Origin of the sequence: Apilactobacillus timberlakei, assembly GCF_002993965.1 — a bacterium.
GTDB classification, from domain to species: Bacteria; Bacillota; Bacilli; order Lactobacillales; family Lactobacillaceae; genus Apilactobacillus; species Apilactobacillus timberlakei.
Map to the genome: position 1 here is coordinate 116,465 of NZ_POST01000001.1, position 23,713 is coordinate 140,177.

20 protein-coding genes and 1 pseudogene are annotated in these 23,713 nt (G+C 30.3%); 12 read left to right on the top strand and 9 right to left on the bottom strand.

The annotated features are described in order from the left end of the window. Positions 1–141: 141 nt before the first annotated feature. Positions 142–1,770: a peptide ABC transporter substrate-binding protein gene (locus tag C7N71_RS00665; RefSeq protein WP_105987267.1), complete on the bottom strand. Its 1,629-nt coding sequence runs from the start codon at positions 1,768–1,770 to the stop codon at positions 142–144. Positions 1,771–1,937: 167 nt separating this feature from the next. Further along, positions 1,938–3,566, bottom strand: coding sequence for a peptide ABC transporter substrate-binding protein (locus C7N71_RS00670; RefSeq protein WP_105987268.1), 1,629 nt, complete (start codon positions 3,564–3,566; stop codon positions 1,938–1,940). A 321-nt stretch (positions 3,567–3,887) separates the two neighbouring features. On the opposite strand from C7N71_RS00670, the gene hflX reads away from it, so the two are divergent. Continuing rightward, a complete protein-coding gene (gene hflX / locus C7N71_RS00675) occupies positions 3,888–5,156 on the top strand; it encodes a GTPase HflX (RefSeq protein ID WP_105987269.1) in 1,269 nt (422 codons plus the stop codon). 42 nt (positions 5,157–5,198) lie between these two features. On the opposite strand, the gene C7N71_RS00680 is transcribed toward hflX, so the two are convergent. Next, a complete protein-coding gene (locus tag C7N71_RS00680) occupies positions 5,199–6,218 on the bottom strand; it encodes a YeiH family protein (protein ID WP_404799014.1) in 1,020 nt (339 codons plus the stop codon). Between the two features lie 106 nt (positions 6,219–6,324). Between C7N71_RS00680 and C7N71_RS00685 the strand changes: the two genes are divergently transcribed. Beyond that, complete coding sequence (locus tag C7N71_RS00685; protein WP_105987271.1) at positions 6,325–7,182, top strand: LysR family transcriptional regulator; 858 nt, start codon at positions 6,325–6,327, stop codon at positions 7,180–7,182. Between the two features lie 30 nt (positions 7,183–7,212). Here the strand turns inward: C7N71_RS00685 and C7N71_RS00690 are convergent, their stop codons facing one another. Next, positions 7,213–7,767 (bottom strand): guanylate kinase, encoded by a 555-nt coding sequence (locus tag C7N71_RS00690; protein ID WP_105987272.1) that lies wholly within the window; start codon positions 7,765–7,767, stop codon positions 7,213–7,215. A 1-nt stretch (position 7,768) separates the two neighbouring features. Beyond that, complete coding sequence (locus tag C7N71_RS00695; protein WP_105987273.1) at positions 7,769–8,185, bottom strand: bis(5'-nucleosyl)-tetraphosphatase; 417 nt, start codon at positions 8,183–8,185, stop codon at positions 7,769–7,771. Positions 8,186–8,331: 146 nt separating this feature from the next. Between C7N71_RS00695 and C7N71_RS00700 the strand changes: the two genes are divergently transcribed. From C7N71_RS00700 to C7N71_RS00710, 3 genes are all read left to right on the top strand, one after another. Then, the gene (locus C7N71_RS00700) at positions 8,332–10,752 is read left to right on the top strand and encodes a Xaa-Pro dipeptidyl-peptidase (RefSeq protein ID WP_105987274.1); all 2,421 of its coding nucleotides are present in this window, start codon (positions 8,332–8,334) and stop codon (positions 10,750–10,752) included. A 36-nt stretch (positions 10,753–10,788) separates the two neighbouring features. After that, entirely contained in the window at positions 10,789–11,700 is a 912-nt protein-coding gene (locus tag C7N71_RS00705) for a proline iminopeptidase-family hydrolase (protein ID WP_105987275.1), read from the top strand. A 109-nt stretch (positions 11,701–11,809) separates the two neighbouring features. Then, entirely contained in the window at positions 11,810–12,622 is an 813-nt protein-coding gene (locus tag C7N71_RS00710; RefSeq protein ID WP_105987276.1) for a hypothetical protein, read from the top strand. A gap of 38 nt (positions 12,623–12,660) precedes the next feature. On the opposite strand, the gene C7N71_RS00715 is transcribed toward C7N71_RS00710, so the two are convergent. Further along, positions 12,661–14,211, bottom strand: a complete 1,551-nt coding sequence (locus C7N71_RS00715) for an ABC-F family ATP-binding cassette domain-containing protein (RefSeq protein ID WP_105987506.1) — start codon at positions 14,209–14,211, stop codon at positions 12,661–12,663. Positions 14,212–14,391: 180 nt separating this feature from the next. On the opposite strand from C7N71_RS00715, the gene C7N71_RS00720 reads away from it, so the two are divergent. The 5 genes from C7N71_RS00720 to C7N71_RS00740 all read left to right on the top strand — a co-directional run bounded on the left by C7N71_RS00720 (position 14,392) and on the right by C7N71_RS00740 (position 19,627). Then, positions 14,392–14,775, top strand: a complete 384-nt coding sequence (locus tag C7N71_RS00720; protein WP_105987277.1) for a VOC family protein — start codon at positions 14,392–14,394, stop codon at positions 14,773–14,775. Positions 14,776–14,946: 171 nt separating this feature from the next. Continuing rightward, positions 14,947–16,572 (top strand): APC family permease, encoded by a 1,626-nt coding sequence (locus C7N71_RS00725; protein WP_105987278.1) that lies wholly within the window; start codon positions 14,947–14,949, stop codon positions 16,570–16,572. A gap of 403 nt (positions 16,573–16,975) precedes the next feature. Then, entirely contained in the window at positions 16,976–17,971 is a 996-nt protein-coding gene (gene trpX / locus C7N71_RS00730; protein ID WP_105987279.1) for a tryptophan ABC transporter substrate-binding protein, read from the top strand. Continuing rightward, complete coding sequence (locus tag C7N71_RS00735; protein ID WP_105987280.1) at positions 17,968–18,864, top strand: ABC transporter permease; 897 nt, start codon at positions 17,968–17,970, stop codon at positions 18,862–18,864. Before trpX ends, C7N71_RS00735 begins: the two co-directional genes overlap by 4 nt. After that, positions 18,857–19,627: an ABC transporter ATP-binding protein gene (locus tag C7N71_RS00740; RefSeq protein ID WP_105987281.1), complete on the top strand. Its 771-nt coding sequence runs from the start codon at positions 18,857–18,859 to the stop codon at positions 19,625–19,627. The genes C7N71_RS00735 and C7N71_RS00740 overlap by 8 nt, the downstream gene beginning before the upstream one ends. Before the next feature lie 42 nt (positions 19,628–19,669). Here the strand turns inward: C7N71_RS00740 and C7N71_RS00745 are convergent. After that, positions 19,670–20,497, bottom strand: a pseudogene (locus tag C7N71_RS00745) (NAD(P)-dependent oxidoreductase). 156 nt (positions 20,498–20,653) lie between these two features. Here C7N71_RS00745 and C7N71_RS00750 point away from each other — a divergent pair. Then, complete coding sequence (locus tag C7N71_RS00750) at positions 20,654–21,184, top strand: hypothetical protein (protein ID WP_105987282.1); 531 nt, start codon at positions 20,654–20,656, stop codon at positions 21,182–21,184. Positions 21,185–21,247: 63 nt separating this feature from the next. Here C7N71_RS00750 and C7N71_RS00755 read toward each other — a convergent pair whose 3' ends face one another. Together C7N71_RS00755 and C7N71_RS00760 are read right to left on the bottom strand one after the other, a co-directional pair. Next, on the bottom strand, positions 21,248–22,630 hold the full coding sequence (locus tag C7N71_RS00755; RefSeq protein WP_105987283.1) for a DHA2 family efflux MFS transporter permease subunit: 1,383 nt from the start codon (positions 22,628–22,630) through the stop codon (positions 21,248–21,250). After that, positions 22,623–23,057, bottom strand: coding sequence for a MarR family winged helix-turn-helix transcriptional regulator (locus C7N71_RS00760; RefSeq protein ID WP_105987284.1), 435 nt, complete (start codon positions 23,055–23,057; stop codon positions 22,623–22,625). Before C7N71_RS00760 ends, C7N71_RS00755 begins: the two co-directional genes overlap by 8 nt. Before the next feature lie 109 nt (positions 23,058–23,166). Between C7N71_RS00760 and C7N71_RS00765 the strand changes: the two genes are divergently transcribed. Then, positions 23,167–23,676 carry a YbhB/YbcL family Raf kinase inhibitor-like protein gene (locus tag C7N71_RS00765; RefSeq protein WP_105987285.1) on the top strand — a complete coding sequence of 170 codons (510 nt, stop codon included), beginning with the start codon at positions 23,167–23,169 and terminating at the stop codon, positions 23,674–23,676. The last annotated feature ends 37 nt before the right edge of the window (positions 23,677–23,713 follow it).

Here is a 23,713-nt window from a genome sequence, read left to right on the forward strand (position 1 = left end):
CCTCACAATCTTTTTTAGTTTTTATACTAAACTATGTTTAATATGTACGGAAAAAGTTAAACACTTGCCATAAATACAGTAAGCATTTAACTTATCCCTATTATAGTCTATCTATTGATAATATCTCAAATAACTTGTGTACTATTTATTTGATAAAGTTATATCTCTAAGATTATATGGCGAACCTGTTGGGAAGAATTGAATTCCTTGAACTCTTGGTTTGATAACTCTTGGGGTTACTTGATGATAGATAGGAATAATTCCTTGGTCTGACATCAATACCTTTTCAGCTTTTACAAGATCATCCCAACGCTTACCAGCATTATTAGCATCTTTGCCTTCAGCATTTTGTACTAAAGCGTCATATTCCTCATTCTTCCATTTACCATTGTTGTATGCATTATCACTAGTAAACAATGATAAGAATGAAATTGGATCTGGAAAATCAGCGCCCCATGCACTTACTACCATATCAAATTGACCATTTTGTGAACGGCTTAATCTTGATTTAAATGGAATGTTTTGTGCAGTAACCTTTAAATTAGGTAGCTTTTCTAATGCAGTTTGTAAAAATTCAGTAGTATTTTTACCAGCTGGAGTATCATCAGATAGCATTGAAACATTTACAGATTTTTTACCAGTTTCTTTTAGACCCTTAGCCCATAATTTCTTAGCTTCTGCTAAGTTGTAACTAACGCCTTCTTTAGTGCCAGCATCATCTGTAAAGTCTTTACCGTCACGCTTAGACATTCCTGGAGCAACATAGCCAACCGCTGGAGTTGAACCATCACCTAAAACATCTTGGGTAAATTGTTTACGGTCAATAGCCAATGAAATTGCTTTCCTAATATTAGCATTCTTGAATACTGGATTACTCTTTTCATTCATTTCAATATAGAAAGTAGTTGCACCCTTAGCACTGTGTAATTCTTTACTATTCTTGAATTCATTAACTTGTTGTTTCCCAGTAAGTGTATCAACATCTAAACCACCAGTTTGGTATTGATTCAAAGCAGTATTAGGATCTTTTTGAACATTAAATTTAACACCATCAAATTTAATGTTCTTGGCATTCCAATAATCATTGTTTTTAACTAATTTCCAACTATCATTGGTACCAGTCCAACCAGTTACCTTGAATGGGCCATTGTAAATCATGTTGTTACTGTTAGTTCCATATGAACCGCCATATTTATTAACCACTGATTCACTTTGTGGATAAAATGGTGCCATTGCAACTAAGTATTTAAAATATGTTTGAGGTTTGGTCAAACTTACAACTAACTTATAATCACCATCAGCTTTAACACCTAAAGAAGAAAGTGGTGCTTTATTTTTACCAATTTCGGTCGCATTTTTAACATGATCGAATAAGTATGAATATTGAGAAGCAGTCTTTGGATTTACAGTACGTTGCCAACCATATACAAAGTCTTTAGCAGTAACTGGTTTTCCATTACTCCATTTAGAATGTCTAAGATTAAATGTATAAGTCTTACCGTCCTTAGAAACTTTATAACTTTCAGCAACTCCTGGCTTAACAGTATTATTTTCACCAGACATTAATAACCCTTCATTACTATTATTCAATGTACCAAAAGCAGTATTGTCAGTAGCCTTTGATGCATCTAGAGTAGTTAAATTAGCTGATTGTTGCCATTGTACCAACTTACTACTTGATTCTTTGCCACTGTTATTACCACAAGCGGCCAATAAGAATGCTGATGCTGCTCCCACAGCACCAACTTCCAACATAGATTTTAACTTCATAATATCCTTACCCCCAATTACATACATCTATTCGCGAAATAGATTAAACTTCTTTTAAAAGGATTAGTGAAATTTTAACATTACTTTATAATTAAAAGCAAGCTGTTTTCTAATTTGATTTTAATTTTACGGATTTTTTGTATTGATATGTAACTTAAAATTACATATCAATGTTTATCATTATCTATATGAGTATTTCTAAGATCATATGGAGAACCTGTTGGAAAGAATTGAATACCACTAATCCTTGGTTTAATTATAGTTGGTTTAACTGGATAATAAATAGGGACAATTCCCTGATCATTCATTAAAGTTTTTTCAGCATTAACTAAATCTTCCCAACGTTTATTAGAATTATTAGCATCAGTACCTTCTGCATTGTTAACTAATGCATCATATTTAGAATTACTCCACTTTCCATTATTATAGGAACCATTACTTACAAACATTGATAAGAATGAAATTGGATCTGGAAAATCAGCTACCCATGAATTAATAACCATATCAAATTGACCACTTTGAGCTCTGCTGATTCTAGACTTCGGTGGTATATTTTGTGATGTAATACTTAAACCTGGTAACTTTTCTAATGAAGTTTGTAAAAATTCAGTTGTAGATCTACCGTTATCTGTATCATCAGATAGAAGCGTAATATCAACAGAATTTTGACCTGTTTCTTTTAATCCTTTGTTCCATAGCTTCTTAGCATCATTTAAATTATAGGAAACCCCTATGTTAGTGCCAGCATCTTGAACAAAAGTTTTGCCATTATGTTTAGGCATTCCTGGTGAAACATATCCTTGAGCTGGTTTAGAACCATCACCTAAAATATTCTTAGTGAATTGATTCCGATCAATTGCTAACGAAATCGCTTTTCTAATATTTTGGTTTTTAAAAATCGGATTTTTCTTCTCATTCATTTCAATATAAAATGTTGATGCCATATTTAGATTATGTAATTCCTTTGAATTTTTAAACTCTCCAACTTGTTGTTTACCAACAAGATTTGTTAAATCTAAATCACCTGTTGAATATTGATTTAGGGCAGTATTAGAATCTTTTTGTACATTAAATTTAACACCATTAAACTTAATATTTTTAGCATTCCAATAATTATTATTTTTAATTAATTTCCAACTATCGTTAGTACCACTCCAACCAGTAACCTTAAATGGACCATTGTAAAGCATGCTTGAACTACTGGTTCCATATGATTGACCATATTTATCAACGATTGCTTTACTTTGAGGATAAAATGGTGCCATTGCTATTAAGTATTTAAAATATGATTGTGGCTTTGTTAAACTAACTACTAATTTATAATCACCATCAGCTCTAACGCCTAATGAAGATATTGGAGCTTTATTTTCTCCGATTTGATTTGCGTTTTTAACATGATCAAATAAGTATGAATATTGAGAAGCAGTTTTTGGATTAACTGTTCGTTGCCAACCATACACAAAGTCATGTGCTGTCACTGGCTGCCCATTATTCCATTTAGAATGACGTAAATTAAAAGTATAAGTTTTACCATCTGAAGAAACTCGATAATTTTTAGCTACTCCTAGTTTAATGGTATTATTCTTTGCCGACATTGTTAGTCCTTCATTACTATTGTTTAACGTTCCAAAAGAAACATTATCAGTAGCTTTAGAAGCATCCAAAGTAGTTAGATTCCCAGGTTGTTGCCATTGTACTAACTTGCTACTGGATTGTTGCTTATTACCACATGCCACAAGCAGACATAAAGATGAAATGCCCACAGCACCAGCTGTAATAGCTGATTTAATCTTCATATGTAATCCCTCCAAATACAAATATATCTATAAATATAAATTAATTTTTATAGATACATTAATAAAATGTTAACATTGCTTTATAATTCAAAGCAATGGATTTTATAATATTATTTTAATTTTATACAAAAAGTAGCAATTATATGTAACATTTCATTACAAAAGGCCTATTTCTCGTTAAATGCCTTGATTATAAATTATTAGCACTACAAATTAAGATTATTATTTAAAAATAAATTCTCATATTTTTATAATTTGTCATAAGTAAATTAATTCATAAATAAAAATGTTATAATATATCAAATCAAGGAGGATGATCGAGTGGATAACAAGCAAACAACTGCAATTACAATCGGATTAAATTTAGATAATGAAGAATTCGATTATTCGATGGATGAACTGACTGCCTTAGCAAATGCTAATAATATTGAGGTACTTTCTACATTAGTACAAAAATTAGACCATCCCGATTCAGCAACCTATTTTGGTAAAGGAAAAGTTGAAGAATTGGCAACTGATATTATTGATTACGATGCTGATATGATCATCGTTAACGATGAACTTTCCCCCAGTCAATTAAGAAATTTAGAAAAGAAAACTAATACTAAAGTTATTGATCGTACTGGATTAATTTTAGAAATATTTGGTAATCGTGCTCAAACCCATGAAGCTAAACTACAAGTTCAATTAGCTAAATTGGAATACCAATTACCTAGATTGCACACTAGCGCCAGCCAACGCCTAGATCAACAAGGTGGCGGTGGTTTTGCCAATCGTGGTTCTGGTGAATCACAAATTGAATTGAACCGTCGTGCAATTGAAAGAGACGTTACTCATATTAAAAATGAGTTAAAAGCAATTCAAAAATCAGACAAAACACAACGTAAACAACGTGATTCAACTAACATTCCAACTGTTGCTTTAGTCGGATATACTAATGCTGGTAAATCAACTATTATGAATCAATTAGTTGGTCGTTATGGTGAAAATGTTGATAAACAAGTAATGGTTAAAAATATGCTATTTGCTACTTTAAATACAAGCGTAAGAAAAATAACCTTCTCAGATAATAAGGATATGTTGCTTTCCGATACTGTTGGTTTTGTTAGTAAGTTACCCCATCAATTAGTGCAAGCTTTTCGTTCTACTTTATCAGAAGCTGCTAACGCTGATTTATTGATACAAGTAGTTGATGAGTCTGATGAAAATAAAGAATTAATGATGGATACTACTATGAAGACCTTAAAAGAAATTGGTGTTAAAAATATTCCAATGATTACAGTCTTCAATAAAGCTGATTTAGCTAATGAAAAACGTCCTGAACATGTGGGTGAAGATTTAACCATCTCAGCTAATGAAGATGATTCTATCGATGAATTAGTCAAAGTAATTAAAAAGAATAGTTATTCTAATTATGCTGTTGCTGAATTCATGATTCCATTTGATAAGGGTGAAATTATTAATTACTTAAATAATAATGCGAATGTGTTAGCAACTCACTATCTTGCTGAAGGAACTAAAATAAAAGCCGAACTACCAGTTTCACAAATGGACAGATTTAAAGATTATATTATTAAAAATGAAGATTAAAAAAATGCCGCTAAATAGTTAGCGGCATTTTTATTTATTATTTTAAAAGAATAATTTACTAACAATAATGACAAATACTAATAAAATAACTGAACTTGTAAATGAAGCAACTAATGGTTTAACTCCACGGTTAAGTAAAACCTTAAAGTTAACTGTCATCCCTAATGCTGCCATAGCAATTCCTAAGAAAATATAAGCTGCATTTACTAAAATTGACAATAAACCCACACTAAAATGAGCATATGTCCCAATAATACTAGTTAGAATAAAACCAGCCATAAACCATGGTATTGGTAGTTTACTTTTACTATTAACTTCACCATTAGCAGTAGTTTTTTGATACCAGATCCCAATAATTAATGCAGCTGGTGCTAACATTAGTACTCGCGATAGCTTAGTAATAATTGCAATATTTAAAGCAATTGGACCGTCAGAACTACCTGTTGCTACAGCATGAGCAATTTCATGTAAAGAGCCACCAGCCATCACACCAAATTGGTCTGGTGCCATGTGTAATAATGGTTTAATAGCAATTTCAATTAAAGTAAAGGCTGTTCCCATAATAGCAACAATAGCGACTGCAAGGACTTGATCTTCTTCTTTTTGTGCTTGCTTGTCTGAACTAACTTTAATTTGTGGTGAAATCCCCATAACCGCAGCAGCTCCACAAATACCTGTCCCACTAGCAGTTAAAATGGATAGCTCCTTATTAACCCCTAATTTACGATTAAGTAAATAAGTACCTGTAATTGTTCCTAAGACCACTAAGATTGCTAATAAAATGGTTTTAATTCCTGAAGACATTAAAGTATTAAGGTTTAATTTAAAACCTAACAATATAATTCCTAAACGTAGAAATTTATTAGAAATAAATCCAGCTTCAGCTTTTAATCCTCTAGTAATTTTAGGTTGAACTTGTAATAACATTCCAAAAATAAGTGCTAAAACCAATGAACCAATAATATTTAAATATGGCATACCAGCTAAATATGTACCAATCATTGTACAAATAAATGTAACAATGATGGTTAACCAGAATTTAGGTGTAAATATAATTTTCAATCTAATTTCCCCCTATTAACTTATGTCTTAAGTATATCTATGTGTTACTATAATATAAAATTATCATTTTTAATTATGATATTAATAAAACTTATAAGGAAATATTATGTTAGATCAACGGTATATTACTTTTCAAATTTTATCTAAAACTAAATCTTATACAAAGACTGCCAAACAGCTGTTCATCACTCAACCAGCAGTCACTCAACAAATTAAAAGTTTGGAAAATGAATTAAAGTTAAAATTAGTTAATTATAAACAACCATCGTTGCAAATTACTGAAGATGGACAAAAATTAGCCGAATTTATTAATAATATTAATGTACAGAGTAATAAATTCATTCACCAACTAAAAGAAACACCTAAAAAACGTAAATTAATTTTTGGATCAACTAGATCTGTAGCAATTTTTATGACGCCCAATATAATTAATAAATTGGAAAATCAATTTTACAATATTGAATGTGTTGTTACTAACACCAACGAAATATTAAAAATGATTGATAATGGTAAATTAGATTTTGCAATTTTAGAAGGCAATTTTAATAAACAAAAATATAGTTATCATGTTGTTAAAGATGAAAAATTTATTTGTGTTGCTGGGGTTGATAATCCGCTAACCAGTAATAAAATATTTAAAATTCAAGAGCTATTAAAACAAAACTTATTGTTAAGAGAAATGGGGTCTGGTACTCGTTTCATCTTTGCCAATTGGTTGGAATCTTTAAACATTACCGAAAATGATTTTAATAAAGTAATTAATGTAAACGAGCCAACTGTCATTAATAACCTATTACAATATAATTTAGGCATTTCATTTATGTACAAATCATTAGCTGAAAAAGAAATTAATGCTGGTCATTTAAAAGAAATTAAAATTAAAGGTTTAGACATTGTTAGACCCATTAACTTAGTTGCCTTAAAAAATAACTACTTTAATGAGCTAATTAATTTAATAGAATAAAAAGGAGTTATGTTTAAAACATAACTCCTTTTAAAATAGCTCATGCATTAATTTATCGACAGTATGCTTGGCATTTTGCCAATTACTATTATCGATAATATATGCTGATGAACGTAATTCAATTGGAATCTTTAAATCACGTTCATACTCAACGCTACATAACCTTTGTTTGATTTTTTCTTTACTATCACCACGTTCAATCATCCGTTTTTTCAAACTATTATGATTATTAACTTGAATAAAGAAAACAATTGCTTGATTTCCTAATTTATTCAGATAAGTAATCGCACCTTGGGTATCCAAAACAATGGAAGCGATTGGATTATTATGCCAAGCATTTTTTAATCCCTCATATGAAGAACCGTATTTAGCATTGGAATATTCAACATGTTCTAAAAAGTGTTTTTTTGCAAAACTTGAATCAGTTTCAAAATAATAATCAATATTGTTTTTTTCATTTTTACGTGGAGATCTGGTAGTATGCGTAATTACTTTGCCCACATGATATTGATTAACTAAATAGTTACGAACCGTGGTTTTACCACTACCGGTTGCTCCGGTAATTACAATTAATTTTTCTTCCATATTAAGACCACTTACTTACTACATAATCATTTGTTTTATCTAAAATTTTTTTCAAATTATCATAAGTTAAAGTATTACGAGCATCTGCGTAATTTTGCCAAACATAATCACTAATTTCTTCTTTTTGTAAAGTTACTTTAGGGTCTCCTACTTTAGATGTATAAAAAGTAACTATTTTATGATGCCCATTCTTCATATCGTACTCAGCATCAACACTAAAATCAGTATCAATCGTTGCATCAATATTTGTTTCTTCTTTGATTTCTCTAACTGCAGCTTGTTCCAGTGTTTCTTTTCCTTCGATATGACCTTTAGGGAAACCCCAAAAATCACTAGTTGCACTTTTTTCCAATAAATATTGTGGTTTGTTATCTACCATTTTATAAACAATTGCGCCACCATCAACTTCAGTAACCATAATTATGCCTCCATTAGTATTTGTTATTTAGTAATATTATATCATTTTAAAAATTAAGTCTTAAATAATTAACTATTGATTTTCTCCTCATTTTCTTCTAATTTACGATATAATGTAAAATATATATAAATTTTAGGAGGGCTTTCATGAAAAATCACCAATACGCAATTGCCGACTACAATTTAAAAATTGTAAAGAAAGAACTAAGAGATCTTCACTTCTTAGATGATTCAACTGATGAAATTGATAATCCAGCTGAACTATTAAAAACATTCTTGTTAAAATCATTTTTAGATCAACAAAGTTTGGCAATTAGAGGGCAAAAAATTGCAGGAATGATGGCTAGCTTTGAAGAAAATGCGTTAACTTTTCTCGATAAAAATGCCCCTATTTCAAAAATTGGTTTTTATAATATCGCGCTACAACTATTACATTTTGAAGTTGGCGAAGATTTTTTAATTGATAATCCAATCACTAAAATGAAGACTCTTAATTTACCTGTCGCTAACGTTCATGACAATATGAATTTATATGATACCATGACAGCATGGTATTTACTATTAAATACCCATAACAAGTATGGTACTACTTTTATCGATGACTTAGCATCTAAAGGGTATTTTGCACAAAATCTAAGCAGTTTTAAAAAGCCGTTAATTTTTAATGGTAAAACCATGCCTGTTTATGATACCAATAACTTAATTCGTGAAGTGGTCTATGTAGAAGCAGCTCAAGATAATGACCACGATGGTAAATTAGACTTATTAAAAACAGAAATTATTAGACCGAAGGAAAGTAATAAAAATAAAGTTCCTGTTATCTTTACTGCTAGTCCTTACAATCAAGGTACTAATGATAAAGATGGTGAACAATTAACACATAACGTTAATTTAAGTTTAAACCACAAAGAACCTAATAATTACTCATATTCAGATGTTGAATATCGTTCTAAAAAAGAAAAACTACCTGAACCTCGTCCAATTGAAGGTAAAACTAGAAAATCAGAACAAACACTTGATCGTGAACAATCTTATACATTAAATGATTACTTTTTAGCACGTGGTTTTGCTGTCGTTTATTCTGCTGGAATTGGAACTTATGAATCAGATGGATTTAGAACTACCGGTGATAATGATGAAACCTTATCGGCCACTGCTGTCATTGAATGGCTAAATGGGAAACGGAATGCTTTTACTAATAAAACCGATAACAATCAAATTGAAGCTTATTGGTCAAACGGTAATATTGCGATGTCCGGTCGCTCATATCTGGGAACTCTTCAAATTGCTGCTGCTACCACTGGTGTTGATGGCTTAAAAACTTGTATCGCTGAGGCTGCTATTTCTAATTGGTATGACTACTACCGTGAAAATGGATTGGTATTAGCTCCTGGTGGCTTTCAAGGTGAAGATGCTGATGTCTTAGCAGCTGAGACCTATAGTCGTAAACAACAAGCAACTGAATTTTACAAAAATAAAAATGCTTGGGAAAAGCAATTGAATTCAATTACAGATGGTCAAGATCGTGACACCGGTAACTATAATGAATTTTGGGATGCTCGAAACTACTTAAAGAATGCTAAAAACATTAAAGCCGATATGTTCTTAATCCATGGTTTAAATGATGATAATGTTAAGCCTAAAAATGTGGAAAAAATTTGGAACGCAATTAAACCATTAAATATCAATAAAAAATTAATTTTACATCAAGGAAAACATATTTACATTAATGCATTTCAATCAATTGATTTTACCGACATGATTAACTTATGGTTAACTTATAAATTATTAGATGTTGATAACAACGCCAATGAACTTATTCCAAACGTGCTAATCCAAGATAATGTTAAGGCTGAAACTTGGAATATATTTGACGAATGGGAAAATCCTGATGATGTAAAAACTCTTCACCCTTCCAATAATAATGAACTAACTGATGAATTCGATCATGGACGTAAAGAATTTAAAGATCAATTATCAGTTAACGACTTTGAAAAATATTGTCTAGATTACAAACAATGGCGTGATGATTTAGTATTAGACTATGAAAATAATCCTCTAACAAATAATCGGGTTATTTTTAAAACTACTCCTGCTAAAGAGGATTTCACAATTGATGGTAAAGTTAAAATATCATTAAATGCATCATCAACGAAGAACTATGGAATGCTTAGCTGTATGTTAGTTGATTATGGTGAAGCATACCGCTTAACTGAATCACCAAAGAATCTTGGTCATCGTATTAATGAAGGATATCTATGGCGTGAAGATTCATTAAGAGAATTTAAAATGCAAAATAAGAAAACTCCTTATAAAGAAATTGCAGAAGGCCACATTAATATGCAAAATCGTAAGAATAGCTATCATGTTGATGATATGAAAGCCAATGAATTTTATGATATGGAATTAGAACTACAACCTACTTTCTATCACGTTCCTGCTGATCATCAATTAGGCTTAATTATTTTTGCAACTGACTTTGAAAATACTATTCGTGGTAATCAAGATCTTAAATACAGAATTAGCTTGGCTGAAACAGATATTAAATTGCCTATCCTTAAACAATAGTGTTAGGATATTAATTAAAAGAAATGAGGGATTGTCATGAAACAAAAGACTAAAATTATTACTTTAGATAGCGGATATCATTTATGGACTCACACCTCAGGTGAAGGTAAAATTAATTTACTTGCTCTCCATGGTGGGCCTGGTGGTACCCATGAATATTGGGAAAATACTGCTGATGAACTAAAGAAACAAGGATTAGATGTTTCAGTAACTTATTATGATCAATTAGGATCATGGTATTCAGATACTCCTGACTTTTCCGATCCTGAAGTTGCCAAAAAAGTTTTAACATATGATTACTTTTTAGATGAAATTGAAGAAGTTAGACAAAAACTCGGTTTAGATAATTTTTATCTAATTGGTCAATCTTGGGGTGGCCTATTAGTTCAACTATATGCACAAAAATATGGTAAGCACCTAAAAGGTGCGATTATTTCATCAATGGTTGATGAAATTGATGATTATACTGCTCATTTAAATGAAATTCGTGAAAAAGAATTTGCCCCTGATGAACTAGCATTCATGAAAAAATGTGAAGCCAATAATGATTATGACAATGACCGTTACCAACAAGATGTTGATAAATTAAATAAGGACTACATTGATCGTAAACAACCTTCAAAATTAGATCATTTAATTGGTCTTTCTAACACTGACATTTACAATGCATTCCAAGGTGACAATGAATTTGTTATTACTGGTAAGTTGGGTGAATGGCATAATACTAAAAATCTGAAAGATAATCATGTTCCTACACTAGTTACTTTTGGTGAACATGAATCAATGCCCGTTGAAACTGGTAAAAGAATGGCTAAGATGATTCCAAATGCTCAATTTGTTTCTACTCCAAATGCTGGACATCATCATATGATTGATAATGCACCTGTTTATTATGATCATTTGGCAACTTTCATTAGTGAAGTTGAAAATAATACTTTTAATAAATAAAAATTAAAGCATAGCTACTTAAATTGTAGTTATGTTTTTTTATTTTTTATGTTTATTTTAATAATTTAGTGGTATAACTAGATTTAGATATTTTAAGGAGTTTATGCTTATGAATAATCTTTATAATTTAGTTATTAATCGGACTAACAGTAATAGTTCTGAAAAATTCATCAATTTAATTCGGGAAGGTGCTATTTTACTAGTTGTGTTAGAAATATTAGGATATCGAATTCCGACATTTTTATCCACATCTATGAACACTTTTTTATTAAATATTTTCTATTTATTAACAGACTATAAAGTTCCTTTTCTTTTAGTTATTGTTTGGATTTGTTCAATTGTGATTTCAAAAGTTTCTACCAAACATCATTATTTTGAAAATCTACATTATAATTTTTTACATCAAATTACCAAAGTTTATAAATTTTATTGGATTATCATCTTCATTATTTGTCTGTTAGCTACTAACCTACAAAGTATAATTGATTTTAGATTTTTATTAACGCTAACTAAAAATACTAATCTAATAACGCAATTTTTTCCAATCTTATTCAGGAACTTATTTTCTTTATTTTTATTAATTGCAAATATATATTGGTGCTTAATGTACTTCTGTAAAACAGATAATATAATTTCAGAAAAACATCCCCGTGAAAGTCATTTAAATTCAAAGGAATACATTAATTTAGCAAAGCGTGAATTTACAATTAAAGATAAAAAAATATTTTTACAAATATTCGTTAAAAACAATGAATTAAAACCACTAGATGATATTAAAGAATACTTCCTAATTAAAAAAGTAACTAATTTAAAATTAAAAAGACATCATTCTAAGATTACAATCATTAGTCAATTTCCTTCTTATAGTGATGCTAAAGCTTTTATGAATGATTATGCAGATGAACCTAAAAACTTCAAATAAAAAGGTGCACTTCTGAATGAAGTACACCTTTTTATTATTTAATTACTTTGACCATTTGCTTTTTCAATTTCATCTTTATCACGTAAACTAAGTTTTTCAACATCTAATACCTTATCAACTAAACCGTTATAAAAACTAGTTTCATGAGATACAATAATTGCATTACCAGGAAAATTATTAATTGCTTGTTTTAATGATTCCTTAGTTTCATCATCCAAATGATTAGTAGGTTCATCCATAATTAAGAAATTACTTGGTGTAAATTCTAACATGGCTAATTTAACCTTAGTTTGTTCCCCACCAGATAATTCGCCAATTGGTTTCATTGCATTTGCAGCATCTAATCCACATTTAGCTAATTTAGTGCGAATTGGTTTTTGTTCTAATTTAGGGAACTTATTTTGAATAATTTGTAATGGAGTTTCTTTATCATTGGACCAGATTAAATCTTGACTAAAATAGCTAACTTTAGCAGATGGTGAAAAGTCCGCTTTACCACCCATTGGTTTTAATAACCCTAAGATTGATTTAATTAAAGTTGATTTACCAACCCCATTAAATCCTTCAAAACCAACTTTTTCATCAGTATTAACTGAGAAGCTAACTGGTTTTAATAATGGTTTATCGTATCCAACTGATAGTTCATCAACCACTAAAGCATTTTGTGAGCCAGTGTCTTCATATGGAAAGTTGAATGAAGCATGAATATTAGTTGATGGTGGATCAACAACTTCCATATGCGATAGCATTTTTTCACGTGATTTAGCCATTGTTGATCTAGAACCAGCTTTATTTTTACGAATGAAAGCTTTAGCTTTTTCAATTTCAACTTGTTGTTTGTCATATTCTCTTTGTTGAACTTTTTCACGTTCATCACGTTGACGCATGGCTGATTTAAAGTCACCACGATATTTAGTAATTTTACCAAAAGCAATATTTACGATACAGTTAGTAACTTTTTCCAGGAATTCATAATCATGAGAAATTACCATAACTGCACCATCAAAATTATTTAGATAATCTTCCAACCATGAAATGTGAGCAGTATCCAAATAATTGGTTGGTTCATCAAGTAAAATAACATCTGGATTTTCTAAAATTAATTTAGCTAAAATAATCTTAGAACGTTGTCCTCCTGACATATGAGCGATTTGTTGATCACGCTTAACATCATCTAAACCTAAACCAGTAATTACTTGTTCGATTTCAGTTTCAATATCATAGAAGTTATTAGCTTCTAGATTTTCTTGAATGCGACCTGCTTGTTCTAATAATTTATCATCAAAATTTTCAGCATACTTTTCATATAATTTTTGCATGTGATTTGATTGTTCATATAAATCTTTATAAGCAGTGTGTAAGAAATCAATTAATGTCATACCATCTTCAATATCAGCATATTGGTCTAAGTATCCTACACTAACGTTGTTTTGCCATTTAATTGATCCAGATACTGGTAATTCGACTCCAGTAATAATTTTAATAAGTGTACTTTTACCAACACCATTTTGCCCAACAATTCCCATATGTTCACCTTTGTTTAAGGTAAAACTTGCTTCATCATATAGTTTCTTATCGGCAAAGCCCATACTTATATCTTTAACATCAAGTAAAGCCAATATTTTCACTCCCAATCATTTTTCTAATCGTACTTATACATACTCTTAAAAGTACCACACTAAAAAACCTTTAGTCAATTTCATTTTAAGATAAACTTGTTTATAATATTATAGTTAGGTTTAATATTAATTTTAGAAAGGAACTTAAAAATGAAAGTTAAAGATATTGATAATATCACTATTTTTGTGGATGATTTAGAAAAATGCATGCGTTTTTATCATGAAGTATTTGATTTACCTATCCTAAAATTTGACGATAAGCAATTGGAATTTCAATTAGGTAAACAAAAATTAATTTTCTTACCTATTATTTCTGATGAAAAAAACAACCCCAAAAATCCAACCGCTGGTTCAGGTAAATTTTGTATTATTACAAAAGATTCATTATCAGATATTACATCGCACCTGGCAAATTATGGTGTAGATATTATTGATGGTCCTAAAAAAGTACGTGGCGCTAATGGAGAAATGAATTCCATTTATGTTAATGATCCTGAAAATAATATCATTGAAATATGTGAATATAAAGATTAATAATATTATATTTTTTTAATAGTTTTTATTATTAATTTAATTATTTGTAAATGCTTGTAAATGCTATTATTATAGTAAATGGGAGCTTAAAAGCTTATCATGCTGGTCTTTTATCAGTTTACACTGATAATTATTTTTGATAATATACTTAAAGACCATGAAAGGAGTATTATGAAAAAAAATAATAATTCAGGAAAGATAGGTTTATTTCAGATTGTAATGTTGGGACTCAGTTCCATTATTGGTTCAGGTTGGTTATTCGGATCTTGGGAGGCTTCCAAGGTTGCTGGGCCAGCTGCTATTCTATCTTGGATCGTTGGTGCCATCGTTATTGGTGCCATTGCATTCAACTATATTGAACTTGGTTCTATGTTCCCAGAAAGTGGTGGAATGAGTAAATATGCTCAATACACCCACGGTTCTTTACTAGGATTTATAGCTGCTTGGGCTAACTGGGTATCATTGGTTACTTTGATTCCAATTGAAGCTGTTGCAGCTGTGCAATACATGGGTTCTTGGCCTTGGAAATGGGCACATTGGACACATGGTTTCTTGGTAAATGGTGAAATATCCAATACCGGTTTATTTGTCGTTTTTCTTTTCATATTAGTCTTTACATTATTAAACTATTGGTCTGTTAATTTATTAGCTCGATTCACTAGTTTTATTTCAATTTTCAAACTAGGAATTCCATTATTAACAATAATTATGTTATTAATGTCTGGTTTCCATTCAGGAAACTTTGCTTCTCAAGGATTTATGCCTTATGGTAGTGCTGCTATTTTCTCAGCTACAACCGCTTCTGGTATTATTTTCTCATATAATGCATTTCAAGTTGTTATCAATATGGGTAAGGAAATTAAAAATCCTAAGAGAAATATTGCATTGGGAATTACAATTTCACTTGCAATTAGTATTGTAATTTATGTTCTATTACAATTCACATTTATCGGTACTATAGTACCTCAAGACTTAGCTAATGGTTGGCATGGAGTGGATTTCCAATCACCATTTGCTGACTTAGCTATCTTGTTAGGTATTCATTGGTTAGCCGTACTATTGTATTTTGATGCATTTGTATCACCATTTGGTACCGGAGTTTCCTTCGTTGCTCAAACTGGTCGTACATTAGCAGCTATGGTGCAAAATGAACATATGCCTAAGTTTATTGGTAAAATCAATAAACGTTGGGGTGTCCCAAGAATGGCTATGGTTGTTAACCTTGTTATTAGTGTATTATTAGTAGCAATATTCAGAAGTTGGGGTACACTTGCTAGTGTTATTTCTACTTCTACTTTAATTGCTTACTTAACTGGTCCTGTTACTGTTACTGCACTAAGACAAATGGCACCAAACTTTAAACGTCCTATTCGTTTGAAGTTATTAAAAATTATGGCCCCGTTAGCCTTCGTACTTGCAAGTTTAGCAACTTACTGGGCAATGTGGCCAACAACTGTTAAAGTAATTCTTGTTATCTTATTAGGTTTACCGTTCTACTTCTATTTCGAATGGAAGACTGGTTGGAAGAAAACTAGAAATCAATTTACTGGAAGTTTCTGGATGATTGGTTACTTAATTTTTATTTCAATTATTTCTTACATGGGATCAACACCATTTGGTGGTCAAAACTGGATTCCATATCCATTAGACTTTGTCGTTATCATTATTTCATCACTCGTATTCTACAAATGGGGAATTTCAAGTGCTATGGTAACTAAAGATCTTCACAATGCCAAAGAAGTAAATGATGAAATCAACTTAGAAGATTTCGAAGATGAAGACAACAAAGATAAATAAGACAAATAAAATAAATCTGCAAAAGAGTAAGCTATAAGGCTTACTCTTTTTATTATGCTTGACTTTTATAAGTCTTAATTTTAGAATTAATGTTAATAAATGAAAGGAGAAAGAAACCATGAGAAATATTTTACAAAATTTATTATTAGTTTCTACTTGGCAAAGCTGGTGTTATTAAATCGCATTAATTTATACAGATGCGATTTAATTAGATGTCTATATAATTAAGCGCATCTGTACCGGCTTCTTTCTCACGAATAATAAAAAGCCTGTGCGGAATGAATTCAAAACACCACAGGTATTGCTAAACCTTTTAATTAAGCGGATAACCTGTAGTGTTTGGGTTATCCGCTTTTTTATTGGAATAATTTATTAATAACATCAAATAAAGGAGTTTACATAAATGAAACGTTTATATTCAGCAATTATATTACTATGCTTAATACTGGCATTTGGTTATTACAAAGAACAACAACCAATGAAAATTAGTCGAGATCATATTCCAGAAGTTGGGATTCTTCAATTAACTGAACACCCTGCTTTAGATGCCATTCATCATGGAATTATTCAAGGATTAAAGGAGTCTGGTTTTCAACCTGGTAAGAATATAAAAATTGATTTTCAAAATGCCGAAAATGACCAAAGCAATTTAAAAACTATGAGCACTAAGTTTGCTAACGAAAATGTTGATTTATCCATTGGAATTGCTACTCCTTCAGCACAAGTTTTAGCAAATACTGTTAAAAATAGACCATTAGTTTTAGGTGCTATCACTGATCCTAAATCAGCTGGATTAGTTGATTCTAATCAAAAGCCTGGTAGAAATACCACTGGGGTATCTGACTTACCACCTATGAAGCAACAAATAGATTTAATCAAACAAATCATGCCTCATATGAAAACCCTTGGTATTATTTATACTTCTAGTGATGATTCAGCAACTAGTCAATATCAAAGATTTACTCAATTATGTAAACAAGAAGGAATTAGAGTTAAAGGATATTCTATTGCGAACACTAATGATTTAAATCAAGTGGCCACACAAATGGTACAAAATGTGAATGCTGTTTATGTTCCAAACGATAATACTGTTGCTTCAGCCATTCAAACTTTAGTAGCCGTCGCAAATAAGCGTAACGTTCCAATCTTCCCTACTGCATCTAATGTTGTTAAGAATGGTGGTTTAGCAACATATGGACTAAATCAATTTAAATTAGGTGTTGAAACTGGAAAAGTTACTGCACAAATTTTAAAAGGTAAAAATGCTTCTAATATGCCTATTCAAACATTAAATCGTGGTGATTTAGCCATTAATCTAAACCAAGCTAAAAAGCTAGGTATAAATATTCCACAATCATTAATTCAAAAAGCTGAAAGACAAGGAGTGATCTACAAATGAGTTTAATAATTTCTGCAGTTGGGCAAGGTCTATTATGGGCAGTCATTGGTGTCGGCCTTTACTTAACATTTAGAATTTTAGACTTCCCTGATATGACTGTCGAAGGAACGTTTCCAATGGGAGCAGCTACTGCTGTTACAGCTATTTCACATGGTGTTTCACCTATTATCGCAACGATTCTTGCCTTCTTAGTGGGTTGTATTGCTGGACTAGTAACCGGCCTCTTATACACAAAAGCAAGAATTCCTGTACTATTAGCTGGTATTTTAGTAATGACTGCTTCTTATTCAATTGATTTAAGAATCATGGGTAAACCTAATCAATCATTACTTGGTATGCCTACATTATTAAGCGGTAAATTTTTCCAATCTTTACCACCATACTTTGATAGTGTTGCTCTAGGATTCATTGTCATTGTAATTGTTACAACGATTCTAGTTTACTTTTTACAAACAGACTTAGGACAAGCTTTTATCGCTACTGGTGATAATGAAAACATGGCCGAATCATTAGGTATCAATACCGATAATATGAAGATCATGGGTGTAAGTGTTTCAAATGGTCTAATTGCACTAGGTGGTGCATTAGTAGCCCAAAATAATGGTTACTCAGATGTAAATATGGGAATTGGAATCATTGTAGTTGCCCTTGCATCGATTATCATTGGTGAAGTTATTTTTGGTGATTTAACCATGATTCAAAGATTAATTGCCGTCACTATTGGTAGTATTATTTATCGTTTAGTCTTATTACTGGTTCTACAATTAGGCTTCAACGCTACCGATTTAAACTTAATTTCATCAATCTTATTAGCAATTTTCATGGGATTACCAGCATTAGAAAGTAAATTCCATTTAAAACATGTCTTGAAACGGGGGTTAAAGAATGACTAAACCAATCTTTCAATTAAAAAATATTGTTAAAACTGTCAATGAAGATACACCAGAACAATTAAATATTTTAGATAATATCAATTTAGATATTTATCCAGGAGATTTTATTACCATTTTAGGTTCTAATGGAGCCGGTAAATCTACCCTTTTTAATACAATTGGTGGTAATTTAAAACCTAATTCTGGAAAAGTAATTTATAATGGTAAAGATATAACAAGGATGTCGGTTGTAAGAAGAACTGAATTTTTAAGTCGTGTTTTCCAAGATCCTAAATTAGGTACCGCTCCTCGAATGACCGTTGCTGAAAATTTATTATTAGCAGAAAAACGTGGTAAAAATCATTCATTAGTTCCTCGTAATCTTAAAAGTCAGATGCGTAAATTCAAAGAAATAACTGCTAAAATGAATAATAATTTAGACGATCGACTAGAAACTGCAACTGGTAACCTATCTGGTGGTCAAAGACAAACTTTAAGTTTCTTAATGGCTACGATTAATAGACCTGGCATTTTATTATTAGATGAACATACGGCCGCATTAGATCCTAAAACTTCAGAACAATTAATGAATATTACTGATAATACTATTAATAAAGAAAAATTAACTTGTTTAATGATTACTCACCATCTAGATGATGCTATCAAATATGGAAATCGTTTATTAGTTCTACATCAAGGTAAAATATCATATGATATTTCTGGAGAAGAAAAGAAAAATTTAACTAAAGAAAAATTATTAACCTTCTTTAATGATATTCAATAAAAAATAGCTATATTGACTAATAAGTCAGTATAGCTATTTTTATTATTTATATAATTTGATTAATCCTTGGGTACCATCACTACCTAAATCAATCTGGTCAACCATTTTTTCATATAATTGTTTAGCCAATTTAGTAGCTGGTAAATCTATATGCATTTCATTTGCACCTTATAAAGCAATTCGTAACTCCTTAAGAAAATGTTTTGCTGCAAAACCAGGCTTAAAATCATCATGTAATACACGAGGACCATAATTATCAAGACTCCAGTTATCACCACTACCTTGGCCAACAATTTTAACTAATGATGATAAATCAAGAACTGCATGCTTACCATAATCAAGAATTTCAGTTAATCCTGTCATGTTACCCGCAATCATGATTTGATTAGCCATTTTTGTATGTTGACCTTTGCCAGCAGAACCAAATATTTGAATATTACTACCCATAGAATTTAATACAGGTTTAACTTTATTAAAAATGTCTTGATCTCCACCAACCATAAAAGTTAAATTACCATTTTGAGCACCAACATCCCCTCCAGATACAGATGCATCTAATGCTTCAACATCAATTTTAGGTTTACTAGTAGTAGAATCAATTAAGATTTCACCTTTACTAGAGCCTGCTAATAATCCTTTATCGCCAAAATAAACTTGCTTAACATCATTTGGAAATCCGACAATCGTAATTACAACATCAGACTTTTCAGCAACCGATTTAGGACTATCGTTCCATTTTGCACCATTGTTAATTACGGTATCAGCATGAGCCTTAGTTCGATTAAAAACATTAACTTCATAATTATTTTTAAGTAGATTATTAATCATTCCAGTGCCCATAACAACAGTTCCTATAAAATAAATTTTCATACGATATGCCTTCTTTCTTTTTTCATAAGAAAATTATGATTTTAATATTTCGAATAATATGTTTAAATTTCAATAATTATACGAAGGTGGATAAACTTTGTTATAATATAAAATGTTGTAATTTATTTTACTTGAAATGGAGTGGAATATTCATATATGAATAATGACGAAAATAATCGCATTAAGAAATATGACTTTAACGAAGAAGAATATGGAAATAAAAAATCAACTTCTTCAAATGTCAGTATTTGGCCAATTATTATTTTTATCGTTGTAATCGCTGCCTTAATTATCGGTGGAGTAAAAGCAATAACCCATTTTACTTCCAGCAATAATAATCCAAAAACAGAAATAACATCTAACAAAAGGAAGACTCATAACACTACTAACCAAGAAAAAAATAATAAAGGTTACAAAAAAGGAAGTAGTAAGCAAAGTTCTGTTCCCGAGGCAAAAAATAATAAAGTTAATGACAGTAACGAAAATAATGCCGATAAACAAAATGACAATAACCAAAATAATGATAGTAATGAAGATATGTTTACACAACCACATACCTTTAGTTCAGTAACAGATGCACAAAATTATGCTAAAGCTACACAAAGTAAGTGGTTAAACGATGGATATAAGACTTACACTGTCAGTTCTGATAGTCAAGGCTACTATACTTTAAAGTTCGTTAAATAATTGAAACAAAAAATAACCTTAAGTATTAGATTAATTTCTAATACTTAAGGTTATTTTTATTTATTATTTTGCTCTTCTTACGACTTTATTTAAAATAATTGCGGCTAATAACAATAATATAATTAATAAAATAAAACCATGTTCTGATCCAATCGCAGTTCCCAATTGTTTACTGTAGTTAGGATTCATTTGGCTAATCGCAACCACTGCAGAAATAATTGAAGTACTAATAGCACCAGATATTTGTTGGATTGTATTAAATATAGCATTACCATCTGAACTATCATTAGCATTTAACATGCTTAGTCCACTGGTCATAATATTACCAAATGAAAGACCTAGACATAGCATATAAACTAGGTAGAATACTAAAATCATAGTATTTGATAAATGAGTTCCAAAAATAGTGAATAATAATAATCCAATTAATCCAGCAAACATTCCAAAGAAGATAGGTTTATAAGCACCCACTTTGTCCATAATTTTACCAGCTAATGGTGCAAACACAGCACCTAAAGCAGCACCGGGTAACACAATTAATCCGGCAACAAATGCAGATTGTTTGTTTACTATCTGAACATAATTAGGAAGGATGAATGACATCCCTAAAGTAATAAATTGTAAGATAAAGAAAGCTACGACGTGACCAGAAAATTTTGTATTTTTTAATATTGATAAGTTAACAATTGGGTTATCAATATTAACTGAACGTTTATATAAAGCGATAATTGCAATCAAACCAATAATAATTGGTATTAAAACTTTAATGCTAATAATACTTCCACTACCCATACTGCTAAATCCATAAACTAAACCTGCAAAGGTTATAACAATTAATAGCAAACTAAGAAAATCTAACTTATTATGTTGAATATTGCTCTTTTGCTCAATCGAAAAACTACCCATTAATAAAGAAATAATTAGTATTGGTAGTAAAATTAGAAAAATATAGCGCCAGCCAATCGAAGAAACAACAATTCCACCGAAAGTAGGTCCAACTGCTGGAGCAATCGCTGTGATAAGGTTACCAACTCCCATCATTAAACCAATTTTCTTACTGGGAACTTGTTCCAATATAATATTAAACATCAATGGCAAAGCAATTCCTGTCCCTAATCCTTGCACTATTCTACCAATAAGTAACAAAGTAAAACTTGGTGCAAATAAATCAATCAAAATACCTAAAATAAATAATACATTGGCAGTTATAAACAATGGCTTCGTCTTAAAATTTTGTTTTAAAATAGCAGATAGGGGAACTACAACAGAAACAATTAATAAATAAATAGTAGTCATCCATTGAACAGTACTAGTATCAATATTAAAGTCTTTCATTAAAGTTGGAAAGGTTATGTTCATCGAAGTTTCAATAACTACACCACTAAAAGACATAATACCAGCAGCAATAACTGACATTAAAACCTTTAAAGAAATTTTCTCATTCATATTTTTTATCCTCCATAATATAAATTAATTTTTTTAATCCTTTAGTTAACTCAGTTAAATCATTATCAGAAAAATTATCATTAATTAACTTTTGATTTTGATTCATAAAATCATTAATTTTAGATTGTAATTTTAATGATTTATTAGTAAGAATAACTTGTTTTTTTCTTGCATCCATAGAAGAAGGAATTCGCTTAATTAATTGCTTATTTTCCATTCTTTTTAATAAAACTGAAGCAGTAGAACGTTGAATATAAAATTCTTCTTCAATATCTTTTTGGAATATTTCCTTCTGCTTGTTTATATTAATAAAATCAATAATTGACATTTGAGTGCTAGTTAAACCGTATTTTCTCGACATATTATCGAAATGCCTAACGAATTGAATAGATGCTATTTTTACTAAACGACCTAAATTTTCTTTCAACTTAATTTCACCTCACATTTAGTTAGCTAACTAACTATTTATTATAAACGATTTGTTTTTATTTTCAAGATAAATTGGTTAAAATCAAATTAAATGGAGGTTTTTATTTATGAATATTAAAATTCCAATGAAAAATGGTAATTTATTAAATAAATATACTAAACATACAGATAACCAGTACAAAGAAAATGGAAGACCTTCAATATCATTTCCCGTTGATATTGATAATATTCCTGCTGATACTAAATCATTAGCATTTTCCTTAACTGACTTAGATTCAATTCCAGTATGTGGATTTGAGTGGATTCACTGGATTGGTGCTAACATTGATCCTGAAATCAGACACATCCCAGAAAATGCAGCTAAAAATCATTCAATTGAATATGATCATGGATACAATAGCTTAGCTGGTAGTCTATTAAATATGAAAAGTGATCCTATGAGTTTAGGCTATGTTGGTCCTACTCCACCTAATAAAAAACACAATTATACTTTTACAGTATATGCATTGGATAAAAAAATAGATTTAAATAATGGTTTTTGGTATAACGAAATGATTCATAAAATGAATGGACATATTATTGAACAAGAAGTTTTAAATCTGCCAGTTGAAAAATAAACAAATAAAAAACGGCTAGTTCATAACTAGTCGTTTT